9 protein-coding genes are annotated in these 13,563 nt (G+C 40.1%); 2 read left to right on the top strand and 7 right to left on the bottom strand.

All coding sequences use genetic code 11. The features are described from left to right. Positions 1 to 31: 31 nt before the first annotated feature. Both odhB and J7E77_RS27340 read right to left on the bottom strand, forming a co-directional pair. Positions 32 to 1,291, bottom strand: a complete 1,260-nt coding sequence (gene odhB / locus J7E77_RS27345) for a 2-oxoglutarate dehydrogenase complex dihydrolipoyllysine-residue succinyltransferase (RefSeq protein ID WP_214718386.1) — start codon at positions 1,289 to 1,291, stop codon at positions 32 to 34. Between the two features lie 90 nt (positions 1,292 to 1,381). Next, positions 1,382 to 4,267 (bottom strand): 2-oxoglutarate dehydrogenase E1 component, encoded by a 2,886-nt coding sequence (locus J7E77_RS27340; protein ID WP_214718385.1) that lies wholly within the window; start codon positions 4,265 to 4,267, stop codon positions 1,382 to 1,384. Between the two features lie 170 nt (positions 4,268 to 4,437). On the opposite strand from J7E77_RS27340, the gene J7E77_RS27335 reads away from it, so the two are divergent. Then, positions 4,438 to 5,322 (top strand): LysR family transcriptional regulator, encoded by an 885-nt coding sequence (locus J7E77_RS27335; RefSeq protein WP_214718383.1) that lies wholly within the window; start codon positions 4,438 to 4,440, stop codon positions 5,320 to 5,322. 187 nt (positions 5,323 to 5,509) lie between these two features. Here J7E77_RS27335 and J7E77_RS27330 read toward each other — a convergent pair whose 3' ends face one another. The 5 genes from J7E77_RS27330 to J7E77_RS27310 are packed head-to-tail and all read right to left on the bottom strand — an operon-like array spanning position 5,510 to position 12,040. Next, positions 5,510 to 7,261, bottom strand: coding sequence for a DUF5605 domain-containing protein (locus tag J7E77_RS27330; protein ID WP_214718382.1), 1,752 nt, complete (start codon positions 7,259 to 7,261; stop codon positions 5,510 to 5,512). Positions 7,262 to 7,289: 28 nt separating this feature from the next. Continuing rightward, positions 7,290 to 8,780 (bottom strand): glycerol kinase GlpK, encoded by a 1,491-nt coding sequence (gene glpK, locus J7E77_RS27325; protein ID WP_214718381.1) that lies wholly within the window; start codon positions 8,778 to 8,780, stop codon positions 7,290 to 7,292. Positions 8,781 to 8,789: 9 nt separating this feature from the next. Then, positions 8,790 to 9,758, bottom strand: a complete 969-nt coding sequence (locus J7E77_RS27320) for a transketolase family protein (protein ID WP_214718379.1) — start codon at positions 9,756 to 9,758, stop codon at positions 8,790 to 8,792. Continuing rightward, positions 9,755 to 10,585, bottom strand: coding sequence for a transketolase (locus tag J7E77_RS27315; RefSeq protein ID WP_214718377.1), 831 nt, complete (start codon positions 10,583 to 10,585; stop codon positions 9,755 to 9,757). Before J7E77_RS27315 ends, J7E77_RS27320 begins: the two co-directional genes overlap by 4 nt. Positions 10,586 to 10,603: 18 nt before the next feature. Continuing rightward, a complete protein-coding gene (locus J7E77_RS27310) occupies positions 10,604 to 12,040 on the bottom strand; it encodes an L-fucose/L-arabinose isomerase family protein (protein ID WP_214718375.1) in 1,437 nt (478 codons plus the stop codon). 334 nt (positions 12,041 to 12,374) lie between these two features. Here J7E77_RS27310 and J7E77_RS27305 point away from each other — a divergent pair, with 334 nt between their 5' ends. Beyond that, positions 12,375 to 13,418 (top strand): LacI family DNA-binding transcriptional regulator, encoded by a 1,044-nt coding sequence (locus tag J7E77_RS27305; protein ID WP_214718373.1) that lies wholly within the window; start codon positions 12,375 to 12,377, stop codon positions 13,416 to 13,418. The last annotated feature ends 145 nt before the right edge of the window (positions 13,419 to 13,563 follow it).

Here is a 13,563-nt window from a genome sequence, read left to right as displayed (position 1 = left end):
AAGAATCCCCTGGATTTATCCAGGGGCGAAGTCAACCTTCTAATAATAAAGATGTAGGATCTTCCAACAATTCTTTCACTGCAACAAGAAAGCTAACAGCCTCTTTTCCGTCGACAATTCGATGGTCGTAAGAAAGGGCAATATACATCATCGGGCGGTTTTCCATTCGTTCACGATCAATCGCTACTGGTCTTATTTGGATTTTATGCATACCGAGAATCCCCACTTGCGGGCTATTCAAGATCGGCGTTGACATTAATGAACCGAAAACTCCGCCGTTTGTAATCGTGAATGTTCCACCTTGTAAATCATTTAAAGTAAGGGCATTATCACGAGCTTTTTTACCGAGATTACTGATTTCTTGTTCGATTTCGGCAAAGTTTTTCTGGTTCGCATTGCGTACAACCGGTACGACCAACCCCTCTGGTGCTGCCACGGCAATTCCGATATCATAGAACTTCTTCAAAATCAATTCATCGCCTTGAATTTCAGCATTTAAAAGCGGGAATTGCTTCAAAGCCGAAACCACGGCTTTTGTAAAGAACGACATGAACCCAAGACGAACACCATGTTTTTCGAAAAAGGCATCTTTTCGCTTCGTGCGTAAATCCATAACAGCAGACATATCCACTTCGTTAAATGTGGTTAACATCGCCGCTGTATGCTGGACTTCTACTAAGCGTTTAGCGATGGTTTGACGCCGGCGGGACATTTTCACACGTTCTACTGGTTTGTCAAACTCTTCATCTATTTGTTGTACGACAGGTTTTGGGCTGGTCTTTTCCAACTTTGGTTCTTCTTTAACCGCAGGTGTATGTGTATATGCTTTTACATCCTCTGTTCTAATTCTGCCAAGTGGATCACGGCTGCTTACTTGGTGTAAATCGATTCCCCGTTCTCTTGCCAATTTTCTTGCTGCTGGTGAAGCAATTGGACGTGCGGCTTTCGAAAGTTCTGGCTCAGGTTGGTTGCTTTGTTGATTAAAAGTTTCTTCTGCCGGTCTTTCCGAAGCTGCAGCTGGAACAGTTGGAGTGCCTGGAGTGGCTCCTGCAGCCGTATTCTCTTCGATAATCGCAATTACATCGCCTACTTCGACGATATCGCCCGTCTCTTTTAATAATTTTGAAACTATACCTGAGTATTCGGTATTTAATTCGATATTCACTTTGTCTGTTTCCAGCTCAACAACACTATCTCCTTTGGTCACTTTATCACCAATGTTAATGAGCCATTGTGAAATGGTTCCTTCTGTAATGGATTCTGCCAGTTCTGGTACTTTTATTTCTATCATGTGGTGTATCCTCCTAGGTATGATGGTAAGTCTCCTATTATGCTAGTATTTCAACTATCGTAATTTGTGAGTGATGATGGATAGTTAGAACTAAACTCTCTTTCTTGTTTCTGAGTATCTACTAGACTCTATATAGTTCAAAGCCTGTTGGATAATGCGTTCTTGTTCCTTTTTATGAACGATTGGATCGCCGCCTGCCGTACTTGAACGCTCCTGACGTCCAATGTAACCAACTGTCAGGCTCCCGGAAGCAAGATCAAAAAGAATTGGGGCGATATAGTGCCACGCGCCCATATTTTTCGGTTCTTCCTGTACCCAAATGATTTCCTTCAAGTTTGGGTAACGCTTCATGATCGCTTCTACTTTTTCCTGAGGAAATGGATACAATTGTTCGATTCGAACGATGTGTATCTCTTCTAAGTTTCGATTTTCTTTCGTTGAATCGATTTCTACAGCCAGATCGATGGCCATCTTACCAGTTGTTAATACTAAACGCTTTACCTTGTCTGTCTCTTTTCCGAGCTGAGGCTGTTCCACTACTGTTTGGAAATGGCCTTCGCTTAGCGCAGTACCTGGAGAAGCGACTAACGGGTGACGAAGCAGACTCTTTGGCGTCATAATCACCAATGGCCGAACAAACTCTGTTCCTAAGATGGTTGCTTGACGGCGTAAAATATGAAAATATTGGGCTGCACTAGTCAGGTTGGCAACTGTCCAGTTGTTTTCAGCTGCTAACTGTAAAAAGCGTTCCGGACGGGCACTTGAATGCTCCGGACCTTGGCCTTCATACCCGTGAGGCAACAGGAGAATAAGCCCTGATTTTTGCCCCCATTTCGCTCTTGCGGATGAAACAAATTGATCATAGAGGGGTTGTGCTGTGTTGGCAAAGTCGCCATATTGTGCTTCCCACATGACAAGTGTTTCAGGAGCAAATACATTATATCCATATTCAAAACCTACAACCGCTGCTTCAGACAGCGGACTATTATGAACCGCAAACGAAGCCTGTGCTTGCGGAAGCTGGTGCAGTGGTGAATAGGTATCGTTTGTTTCGGAGTCGTGGAGCACAATGTGCCGCTGCGCAAACGTTCCACGCTCAGAATCTTGGCCGGTTAGACGAATCGGCGTCCCATCTTTTAACATCGACGCAAATGCCAGCACTTCTGCTACCGCCCATTCTACTTTCCCGTTCTCTTCTAGTGCCGAATTACGGCGCTCCAGAATCCGTTTTAACTTTGGATATACATGAAAACCTTCCGGCCATTTCAGCAAATCTTGGTTTAATTCACGAAGGGTACCAAGTGGCACGCTTGTTTCTACTGGCGGAATTCCTTTAGCGATCACCCTCGGAACCTCTACTTCTGCAGGAGGTTCACTCTGCTTCTTTTCAGACACTTTTTCAAACTCAGCTTTCAACATTTCTTGTACGCTGCGATTAATTTCATCCACTTCTTCTAGTTTGAGAATGCCACTATTTTGCAACTGTTTGGAATACACCGCTCTTACCGTTGGATGGTTCGCGATTTTTTTGTAAACCTGTGGCTGGGTGACTGCTGCATCGTCCATTTCATTGTGGCCAAATCGCCGGTACCCAACTAAATCAATCAAAAAGTCCTTTTGGAACCGAGTTCGGTATTGATAAGCCAGACGAACGGCAGCCAGACATGCTTCTGGATCGTCCGCATTTACATGTACAATCGGAATCTCAAATCCTTTTGCTAAGTCACTCGAATATCTCGTTGAACGAGAATCGTGGCTATCTGTCGTAAAGCCGACCATGTTGTTGGCAATGATGTGGATGGTTCCACCTGTTCGATATCCTTTTAACCCGCTTAAATTCAAGGTCTCCGCTACAATCCCCTGGCCCGGAAAGGCTGCATCACCATGGACCAAAATCGCAAACGCCCTCTTAACATCCTGCTTAGGGTAACCAGCATGCTTTCGTTCTTCTTGGGCAGCTCTTGCAAAACCTTCGACTACCGGATCAACAAATTCAAGATGACTCGGATTATTGGCTAAAGTAATACGTGCGCGAACGTTTCCGGGGCCTTCCATGAATCGATTTCGGCCTAAATGGTATTTCACATCTCCAGTCCAGCCCTCACTTATGTCGACCAAATCTTCTGACGGACCCTGTTGTTTGGCAGACGAGTGCTGAAATTCAGAGAACATTTTTCTGTATGGTTTGTTTAACACATGCGCAAGGACACTTAGGCGGCCGCGATGCGCCATTCCAATCACGACATTACGTGCTCCATCCCCGACACCTTCGTGCACGGCTTCATTCAGCATGGGGACAAGCATGTCAACGCCTTCAATGGAAAATCTCTTTTGACCGACAAAGGTTTTATGCAAAAATTGTTCAAATCCTTCAACCTCTGTCAAACTCTGTAACAAGTTCGTTTGTTCTTCTTTAGATAAGGAGCGATGCAAGGAACCTTGCTCCACCATTTGAGTTAACCATGCTCGTTCATCCATATGTTGCACATGGTTAAATTCATAGGCTAGTGTGGAGGTATAAATACGCTTTAAATGGTTGATAGCATCCCATGCGGTTTGAATACCTGCTGGTGCCTCCTCCCAAACAAGGTTGGATGGAATCGCTTTCAGATCTTGCTCACTTACCCCATGTTTTTCTAGATTATATATCTCTGGATTTTGTGAATTCCCTTGTAATGGGTTCATGTTTGCCGCTAAATGACCGTTTGAACGAATATCTTCAAGTAGTTTTACTATTTTAAGTACTTTCTGTATATTTATGGAATTTATGGAATTGACAGATTCATTATTGAGGGGTTCTTCAGTATGACTTGATTCAAAAGACAAAGGGGAGCCCCATTTAATAAAAAGCTCTTTTAATTTTGGATCAATGGTGTCTTCCCCGTTCGTGTACCGCTCATATTGTTCGATTACATAGCCCAGGTTTGGACCATTAAATTTCCTCCATGGATTATGTTCGTTATTTTGTACTCCCATTCCCAATTCCCCCATTGTTGTGTTACTTTATATGCTTTGTTTCGGATTATTTAGTGAAGTAATTATCAATTGCTTTAGAATAAGGATAATGTAATAATTGAAATAAATAAAATGCTAAAAAATTATATTAATCTATAAAAAATATTTATATCAGATAGATGGGTGGAAAAATGGATTATCGTGACTGGGAAATACTAAAGGTGCTTTATCATCAAAAGAATCTAACAAAAACAGCTCGCCTCTTATTTCTTACTCAACCCGCGTTAACGACTCGATTAAAGCATATGCAGGAAGAACTAGGCGTTAAAATCGTAACTCGTGAAAGCAGAGGAGTGCATTTTACCCCACAAGGAGAATATCTTGTTCATTGTGCTGAGGAAGCCCTTGCTCATTATGAAAAGATTAAAGAAAATGTCCAAAATATGAGTCATACCGAAAGTGATAAAGTGGTAGGTACGTTGAAATTGGGGGTATCCAACTTTTTTGCCAATTATGCACTTCCTTATGTTTTGAAACTATTTAAAATGCAATATCCTCATGTGGAATTCAAGGTAACTACAGGATGGAGCAGAGACGTAACGCAGCTTATACACAATAAGGATGTTCATATCAGCTTTGTTCGGGGAGATTATGGATGGCGAGGGTTATCGAAACAACAATTATTTGAGGAAAAGATTTGCATTGCTTCTATGAATGAAATTGATATTATGGATCTCCCTAGTCTTCCGAGAATTGAATATAGAGGGGATTATTTATTAAAATCAATCATTGATCATTGGTGGGGTGAAAATTATTCGCAAGCGCCCTTTATTAGTATAGAAGTTGACCAAGTTGATACTTGTAAGGAAATGGTTATAAATGGTTTAGGCTATGGCATCCTGTCCAGCAGGGTACTTACCGGTATAGAAGATTTACATAAAATCCACCTACTTGATCAAGAAGGAAATCCTATATTGCGAAGAACGTGGATGTATTATCATAAGGAATCTCTGGAATGGAATGTTGTTAAGGCATTTGTACGCTTTATTGAAAACTTTGATTGGAAGGACAATTGAATTTAACAAGCTCTGTGGAGAATTTATTGAGCAAACAGGTTCCTAAATGTCAATATCGCTGACAATGCAAAAAAGAATATATCGAACAAAAAAACCAGCCGGAGACGCTTCCTGGCTGATTTTTGTTTCGTAACTATATTAAAATATATAATATTTTCAAACTTTCAAGGGAAGATTCCTGTTTAGATTAGATCCTTGACATCCTGACTGCCATGTATTGTCTGCCAGGGAGCTCGATTCGGAATTTTCCTTCATAGATTTCTTCCAATTCGTTAATTGTCATATTCCACGTATCAATTACTTCTACTTTATACTTCGTCCCTGGCTTCATCCGATATTCTCTGAAGCGAGGCTGGTTAAAGCCGTAATAGAAAAGATAATATTCGTCCGGTATTCCTGCCGCAGGTGCATCCCATGACATTTGCAAAGGATTCAATCCATCTTTTGGACCTTCTTCCATGATGCCCCTTAAGAAGGCAATACGATCGGGACTGCTTCCATGCAGTTTGCCGCCTTTAGACCACCATAAAACCTCATCTGGACGCAGGTATGTTTCACCATGCCCAACATATCCTCCTCTTAAGGCACCTTCCCAGAATCGGCGTGTCATTTCTTCACCAGGAATGTTGCCCCAGCCTTGATCAATGTCTCCTTCATATGCACATTCGTCTATAACAATTGGCTTATTCCATTGTTTCCGCCATTCATCAGTGCTTTCTGCCGTCTTGTATACATCAATGCGTTGAACGCTGCAATGAGTAATCCATGGTCGGTTGTAATCATAAAATTGTAAACAGTTGTGGATAGAGATCAAATGATTATAAGGGTCATTTTCCGTAATAATTTTTGCAAAACGTTCCCAATCATCTATTTCCTTAGACCACATTAAATCGTACTCATTGGCCAAAGACCACCAAACATGTCGATAGGCGGAAAGACGGGCAACGATGTATCGCAAATACCGATCGTCAGCGCCCTTTATCATATCCGCAAATCCCCATCGATCATATGGGTGGAACAAAATCAAATCTGCTTCGATACCAAGTTTTCCGAGATCGATAATTCTTTGTTCCAAATGTTGAAAGAACAATGGATTGAATCGAGTATTATCCCAACCTTCCTCAATCGATCCCTCATACGGGTAAAAGGGAGGTTCGTTGGTATTGAAAGAATACGATTTAGGAAAAACACACATACGCATTTTGTTGAAAGGAGATGTTTCAAGCGTTTCCAGTGTTTGCTTAATCAAACTTTCCTCCTGATGGACCCATGCATAACAAGTCGTACCGACCGGAATATACCTTGTTCCGTCCTCATGAGCAAAATGAAATGTATTTTGTACACGAACCGGACCATGATTCCCTTCCAATGCTTCCTTACAGACAAATTGACCTTCAATGCTATCAAGTGATCTGGCGGAGCTTTTCGTCCGGAATGCCCAGCTTCCTTCAGTGTCAGGCATAAATCTAATCCGGTAAACGCCTTCTCCGTCATAGAAACCTAGTGTTTCCAGTGTTCTATCTTCAAAACTAAATTCAGCACTCAGAGCTACGTCGACAAACGGATTTCCGTGATCAGGGCCCTGCAATTTCAACTCGAATACGCCCCACTTGTCGACATGATCAGGCAGTGTAATCGCCGCCGATCCTCTAACCACCGATTCATCTTCATAATCAGTAGCCGGTGTAATCTCACCGCTGTCCTCCGACTCCTCCGAGACCTTTGCCAAATCCTGCTGCAGTGCTGTTACAATTTCCGACGTCAGTGTTAATTCTGGAATATACGAAGCAAGCTGTGGTAAATCAGCTAACCTAATAAATGTACCTAGACTTGGATCAAGCATTAAATCAAAAAGTTGCGGTATATGTTTTTCCAATATGCCCCTAGCTTCTTTATTAGACAAAACATTACCTAGTTTCGTTTTTTCTGTAAATTCCAAATTGATAACCTCCAGCCGGTAGAATTATTTAATATATTAAAACACCATTTACTGACTGCTTCCACCCTTGATAATACTTATCCCTTACATCACTTGTCATCAAAGAGTGATACATTTCATGTTCTTGATTAAGTTTATTTATTTCTTCTGTGGATTTCCAAATTCCGACTCCTAAACCCGCTAAATAAACAGAGCCCATTGAAGATAATTCAGTTATTTCTGAAGCAATAACATCGCTATCCAACATATCTGCTTGATATTGCATTAAGAAGCGGTTGCTTGTTGCGCCTCCATCCACTTTTACACTTTTTATTTGAATATTGGATTCTGATTGCATCAGTTCAATAATATCCTTAACCTGATAAGCGATACTTTCTAATGCTGCACGCACGATATGTTGTTTTCCGGTATTGCGGCTCATTCCCATAATTGCGGCACGAGTGTACGGTTTCCAGTAAGGAGCTCCTAAGCCTACAAAAGCTGGTACAAGATAGACACCCTGATTATCTGATATAGAACTTGCCAACTGCTCAGCCTCATCAATTTCATCAATCAATTCGAGCTGCTCCTTCAGCCATTTAATCGTATCACCGGTACTATTAATAATCCCTTCCAGTGCATAACTTACTTTCCCATTCATTCCCCATGCAATGGAAGTGACTAAACCATTGGTACCATCCACCATTCCATCAGTTTGCATCAGTACGGAAGTGCCTGTACCATATGTCGCTTTGGCCATTCCCGGCTCAAAACATTTCTGCCCAAATAAAGCACCTTGTGAATCTCCAATTACACCTGAGATTGGAAGTTGTGTGAACGGAAGAGTTGCATCCTCGGTAACACCAAATAGTTCATTGGAATCTTTTACTTCAGGAAGCATTTCTCTAGGGATACAAAAAAGTTCCAACAACTCTTCATCCCACTGAAGGGTATGAATATTAAATAAAAGAGTTCTGCTTGCATTCGTATAATCGGTTGCATGGACCTTCCCACCTGTTAATTTCCAGATGAGCCAGCTATCAATCGTTCCAAGTAGGAGCTCGCCTTCTCTTGCTCTGTCTTTGACGCCATCTACATGATCCATAATCCATTTTACCTTAGATGCAGAAAAATATGGATCTGCCTTTAACCCGGTTTTTGATTGTATAAGATGTTCATATCCCTGCTCTTTAAGCTCTTGGCAATTGTCAGAAGTTCTTCGACATTGCCAAACGATAGCATTATAAACTGGGATTCCTGTTTCTTTATCCCAAACGACTATCGTTTCTCGTTGATTTGTAATCGCTAAAACAGCTAAATTATCTTGTGAGACGGCAGATGTTTGAACCATCTCTTCCAACAGTGTTTTAACATTTTCATAGATTTCAACCGGATCATGCTCTACCCATCCTGGGTGTGGATAGTATTGTGTATGACTTACAGAACATTTATGAATTATTTGTCCTCTCGTATTAACGAGCAATACTTTTGTTCCCGATGTACTTTGATCAATCGAAAGAATATATTTCTCGTTTGTCATAGGAACACCTCATCCATTATTCACCATCTGCATGGCAATCTTGGTAACATTGCTTACACTTAATCCATAGTGTTCAAACACTTCAGCTGTTTTTCCTGCAACCGCCGGTTCGTCTGGCAGACCAAGAATCTTGAGCGGTATCGGGTGGCTTTGTGAAACAACCTCAGCTACCGCTGAACCTAAACCGCCATAAATGCTATGCTCTTCGATGGTGATAATTCTTCCTGTTTCCTGAGCAGCCCTTAGAATCGCTTCCTTATCTAATGGTTTAATCGTATGCATATTGATAACCCGGCAATCGATTCCTTCCTGTTGAAGGGCTTCTGCGGAATCTAATGCAATTCTGACCGTCTCGCCAGTTGCAATAATGGTTATATCTGTTCCTTCTTTCATCGTCACTGCTTTACCAATTTGAAACTCATAGTCTTCAGATACATATGAATCTTCAACTGGATTGCGACCAATTCGAAGATATACCGGTCTATCATATTCAACTAATGCTTTAATCATTTTTTTCGCCTCATGACGATCCGCTGGCATCATTACATCTAGACCTGGAATGGCACGGGTCACAGCGAGATCCTGCAGAGAATGGTGAGACATGCCTAGTGCACCGTAACTAACGCCGCCGCTAATGCCGATTAGTTTCACATTTGTATTGGAATACGCAACATCTACTTTGATTTGTTCAATACTTCTCATGCTTAAAAAACAAGCAGGTGATGCAACAAATGGTTTTTTACCAGAAGCCGCCAAGCCCGATGCAATCCCAACGAGATTTTGTTCTGCAATTCCGACCTCTACAATTTGATCCGGTAATTCTTTCCCAAAATTCAGAAGAGAAGCTGATCCTCTGGAATCACTGGTTAAGACTAAAATATCTCTATTTTCTTTCGCTAATTCTTCTAAAACATCACTGATAGCTTGACGATTAGCGATCTTATTTCCTTTTACACTTTTTAAAGCCGCTTTAGTCATTGTAGCACCTCCAGTTGCTTTGAAAGTTCTTCCATTGCTAATTCATATTCTTCTTTATTAGGTACGTAATGATGCCATTTTGCTACATTTTCAGCAAATGAAATTCCCTTGCCTTTGACTGTATTGGCAACAATCATCGTTGGTTTTCCGCTCACTCTAGGCGTATTGCTCAAAACTTCTACTAACTGTTCGATATCATTTCCATCAACTTGTACGACTTCCCAGCCAAACGATCTCCATTTATCCCCTAACGGTTCAAGGGACATAACATCCTCGGTACTTCCTGTTATTTGCAATCTATTGCGATCAATAATAGCGACTAAATTATCCAGCTTGTACTGAGAAGCGGCCATAGCCCCTTCCCAAACTGACCCTTCTGCCTGCTCGCCGTCCCCCATTAAGGTATAGACTCGATACGATTTTTCATCCATTTTGGCAGCCAAGGCCATACCAACTGAGATTGGCAACCCATGTCCCAACGCACCTGTATTCATTTCTACACCAGGCACTTTATTGTTTGGGTGACCTATTAATCTTGTATTAAATTGGGAGAATGTTTTTAATTCCTCTTTCGGAAAAAATCCCTTATCTGCTAATATCGCCCAGTACGATTCAACGGCATGCCCTTTACTCTGTATATATCGATCACGATCTTCCCATTTAGAATTCTTTGGATCCACATTCATAATATGATAGTAAAGAACCGTTAAGATATCGGTATTGGAAAGCGAACCACCTGTATGACCGGTACCCGACTCATAAATCATTTTTAGCAGTTCCATTCGAATTTCTGTTGCTTTACGTTTTAGAAACTCAATTTTAGTCATCCTTTTTACCCCCCAGCTTTATTTATTAAGGTCGCTCCCACGAAGCCATGCTCTAATTTCACTTTCAGTTGGATCTACCGGATCAGGAGTCAACCCAGGAATATATTCACATGCCTCAAACAGGACCGGGATTACGTTCGCATGAACACCTACTGAGTGGTGAATATATGGACCTTTCACTAACTTTTCTTCCCATAATGGCCAATCATTTACTTCCACCCAAACGTATGAACCTCTGGTGAATGGCCCTTCAATGCCCTTTGCTCTTCCAAGGAATATAGAATATTCACCATGATCTCCGTCAAAACGTGCAAGTGTCATTTCTCCACCCTTTATTTCTCCTTCATGAGTTCCAGGAGAATGATCATCAAATAAGAAATGTTTGTTTAGCTTTGGCTTTTCTTCTACACTTAACGATACAGGGAAATTTCCGCAGTGGAATAATAACTCGCCATTTGGATTTTCAGGATGACGTACGGTAATATCTGCGAAAAACGTTGGTTTCGTATTTAATGTAGCTGCTTGAACCATAATGGAAGTTATCGCACCATGTATATCTGTTTCACAGGTTACTGGAATTTGTTCGTCTGTCAAAATCGCATTTGCCAAACATGGCATAATGCCAATAATATCTTGTAAGGTTGACCAGCATTGAATCGCAATCGCTGTACTTCCTGTATCTGCAGCCATTTGTTTCATCGCTACTTTTAATGAAGCGATTCGCCGGACATCCTGTTCTGTTACTCCACTCCAATCAAGCTTTTCCTTGATATAGCCAATTGCTTCATCTAATTCTGGGCTATCAGACTTTTCTATCTTCAATGTTCCTTTTTTCAACTCTTCGAGAGTGATCGGATGAATTTGTATTCCAAACGTCTCTAACAATTCACCCTCATTGCAGATAACAGACCAAAAGTCAGAGGGCCTAGTGGATATCTGCAAGATTCGTAGATTAGTAAATTGCTTTACAACATTGGCTGCACCAATAAAATTCTTAAACCCGCGTTCAAAAACAGGGCTATCCACACTGCAATTCGTAATATATGTAAACTTAACATTAAATCTTCTTAGCACTTTACCTGTTGCAAAAATTCCGCATTGTGAATCACGAAGACGCATCCCATCTTCCAGTGGAGCCTCATCCCTTGGACCCCAAAGTAAAACAGGTTTGCCAATTGCTTTTGCTACTCGTGCAACAATATCCTCTGTTCCAAAGTTACAGTGTGGGAAGAATACAGCATCCACCTCTGCATCTCTAAATCGTTTAATAATGGCCGGTTCATCTAAACGTTCATGCAACAACCCTTCTTCATTAATCCCTTCCAAATCAACAATTTCCATTTCCAATCCAAAGCTCTCAATTTTCTCTCTAATTAATTGTTTAAACTTTAATGCATCCTCTTTACTAAATACAAATCTTCGAGTGGGTGCGAATCCAAGCTTAATCTTTTCCATTTTCTATGCCTCCTATGTAATTCCAACAACTAAATTTATTTAGTTACATATCATCTTCTTGAACCTATAATATCAACTATTAAATTATCAGTCAATTAATTTAATAAATTTATTTAGTAATTTATAGAATATAATAAACATTTTTATTTTGGTGTTTTTATTTAGTTTCCTTTCTAAAGATTGATAAAAAGGATTTATATCATAAGTATTTGTTTTTTCTCCGATTTGAATGAACTAAACAATAACTAAACTAACTATTTTATGCTATAATTTAATAAAATAAGTTTATATAAATATCGAGTACTATTTATCACGTGGGTAGGTGTTATATTTTATGAAAATAGATGATATTGCTAAATTAGCCAATGTCTCAAAATCTGCTGTCTCTCTGGCGTTAAATGGGAAAAATGGGGTAAGTCAAAAAACACGCGAGAAAGTCCTAAGAATCGCTCAAGAACATGGATACATTCCGCGCCCCATTATTAAAGCTGATCAATATTTTCAGCCAAACACAAAATTATTGAGGTTTATTGCTTGCACAAATGTAGGTATAGTAACAGAGCAATATGAATCGCTCCCTTTTTTTATGGAGTTAATTCATAATCTTGACAAACATATCGGCTCAAGTGGTTATTCTCTTACGGTTTCATCTATCAGCATAGAAAGCCTTCAAGAGGAAGTATCGAGGCTCGAACAAGAACAAAAATCGGCAGGTATATTATTGTTAGGTACCAACTTAACGCCAGAGCAAATTAATATAGTCGCAAACATACAACCGAATATAGTTGTCCTGGATACTTGTTTTGAAACGTTAAACGTAAACTTTGTCGTGATGAACAACGTATATGGTGCATACCAGGCAGGACAATATTTAAATGAGTTAGGACACGAACAAATTGGTTATGTAGGATCAAATACTAGAATGTATAATTTTGACATGAGAAAAAAAGGATTTTTACAGGCACTCACTGAACACGGATTAAAAATTGCCGAAAATAATTACTTTTCATTATCCCCAACAGTGATTTCATCCCAGGATGCTTTTAAAGAAAAAATCAAAAAACGGATGGATCAATTACCGACGGCCTTATTTTGTGAAGCGGATTATATGGCCATTAGCGTAATAAAATCGCTGACTGAATTAGGAATAAAAGTTCCAGAAGACATTTCTGTTATCGGCTTTGATAACATCTTTGAATCACAAGTAATTACTCCTGAATTAACGACAATACATGTGAAAAAGGACAAGATTGCATTATTATCAGTTGAAAAACTAATTAGACAAATTGAAAATAATGACTCTGATAAAATAAAATTGTTTGTTGATACAGAACTCATTGAAAGGAATTCATGTACAGTAAACAAAGAGACAACCTAGGAAGGAATAAATCAAAATTTGGTTTTAATACATCCGCTATTCGGAACTTTACAGACTACGATTGGTGAATTTTGAACCCCGGTTGGTTACCATAGCAAAATAAAACCCACGGTAAGTCATATTGAGGCCACTGAAAAAGTACCTT

The organism is Bacillus sp. ISL-77, assembly GCF_018613105.1.
This window is presented reverse-complemented; position numbering and strand designations above follow the sequence as displayed.

Bases quoted from the DNA above. Each gene is read 5' to 3' on its own strand.
- odhB (WP_214718386.1), bottom strand. From the start codon at position 1,291: ATGATAGAAATAAAAGTACCAGAACTGGCAGAATCCATTACAGAAGGA.
- J7E77_RS27340 (WP_214718385.1), bottom strand. From the start codon at position 4,267: ATGGGAGTACAAAATAACGAACATAATCCATGGAGGAAATTTAATGGT.
- J7E77_RS27335 (WP_214718383.1), top strand. From the start codon at position 4,438: ATGGATTATCGTGACTGGGAAATACTAAAGGTGCTTTATCATCAAAAG.
- glpK (WP_214718381.1), bottom strand. From the start codon at position 8,780: ATGACAAACGAGAAATATATTCTTTCGATTGATCAAAGTACATCGGGA.
- J7E77_RS27320 (WP_214718379.1), bottom strand. From the start codon at position 9,758: ATGACTAAAGCGGCTTTAAAAAGTGTAAAAGGAAATAAGATCGCTAAT.
- J7E77_RS27315 (WP_214718377.1), bottom strand. From the start codon at position 10,585: ATGACTAAAATTGAGTTTCTAAAACGTAAAGCAACAGAAATTCGAATG.
- J7E77_RS27310 (WP_214718375.1), bottom strand. From the start codon at position 12,040: ATGGAAAAGATTAAGCTTGGATTCGCACCCACTCGAAGATTTGTATTT.
- J7E77_RS27305 (WP_214718373.1), top strand. From the start codon at position 12,375: ATGAAAATAGATGATATTGCTAAATTAGCCAATGTCTCAAAATCTGCT.